General features: G+C 63.9%; 2 protein-coding genes. Both read right to left on the reverse strand.

Features of this window, described 5'->3' with window-relative positions; translation table 11 throughout:
* Positions 1–523, reverse strand: a 523-nt coding sequence (locus tag IEX05_RS15130) for an arginase family protein (RefSeq protein ID WP_188703292.1), incomplete at its 3' end; no start/stop codon positions are given.
* A gap of 48 nt (positions 524–571) precedes the next feature.
* The coding region (locus tag IEX05_RS15135; RefSeq protein WP_188703294.1) for an arginase family protein at positions 572–1,000 on the reverse strand (429 nt) is incomplete at its 5' end.

Here is a 1,000-nt window from a genome sequence, read left to right on the forward strand (position 1 = left end):
CCATAATGATCGGGATGGCGCCAGCATCGACGACCGTGCCGACAAACTTCCGGATGCCCTCGAAGGTCGCCGCCGTGTTGCCCAACACGATCGGCGAATCACCATAATCGGCGACCTTCAGTACCTCGAACGCGTCGACGTGGGTGTCGAGTGAGAAGTGTGCACGACCGTATCCGCCCTTGTAGTCACACTGACGAATCGCGAGAGGCCCATGGTTGGTGCCCGAGCGACCAGTCGCCGTCGAATCCCACGGAACACCAAGAATTGCGACATCGATCTCGCCGGCGCGCAGGTCATCGGGGGTGAGGCACACCGGAAGCTTCGCGAAGGTCTGAATGCCCGAGAACCCGCCCTCGCGGCTACGGTTTACGTGAATCGGTCCGGGCTTGCGGTCGACGTTATAGTCGTCGACGGCGCCGTGCCCTTCGAGGCCTGATCCCAGCCGCCGAGGCTGTTCCCAGAACCCCTCGGGAGCAAGGTCGTGCGAATGGGAATGGCCGTGGTCGTCGTGCTCGTGTGACATGGGTGATCCTCTCTCCCCGCGGGGAATCGTCTCGTCGTAAGGGGGGGGTCAGGTGCGATCGCGGAACAGCTGGTTGCGGCGCTTCCCGTCGCCGTCCAAACCGAGCGCGTGTGGGTGCAGGTAGCCGCTGCCGGTGATGCCTTCTCTGCGCATCGCGATGCCGGTGAGCGCTTCGCGGATGGCTCGGTTGGCGAGCAGGGCCGTAATGGATCCGTTGTTGTCGTAGGGCGGCGCGACCTCCACGACGTCCATGCCTACGATGCCCACCTCTGCCGAGAGGCGACGCACTGCCGTCAGCACGTCAATCGACGTCAGGCCACCGCTCACAGGAGTGCCCGTGCCGGGGGCATAGGCGGGGTCTGCCACGTCGATATCGAGTGAGATGTAGAGGTGATCTGCCGTGTCAAGCGCCTCGTCGACGGCGCGCTCGAGAACCTTGGCGAAGCCATCGTGGTTGATCTCAGCCATGAAGTGGGA

The sequence above is a fragment of the Microbacterium nanhaiense genome, assembly GCF_014646015.1.
GTDB lineage: Bacteria > Actinomycetota > Actinomycetes > Actinomycetales > Microbacteriaceae > Microbacterium > Microbacterium nanhaiense.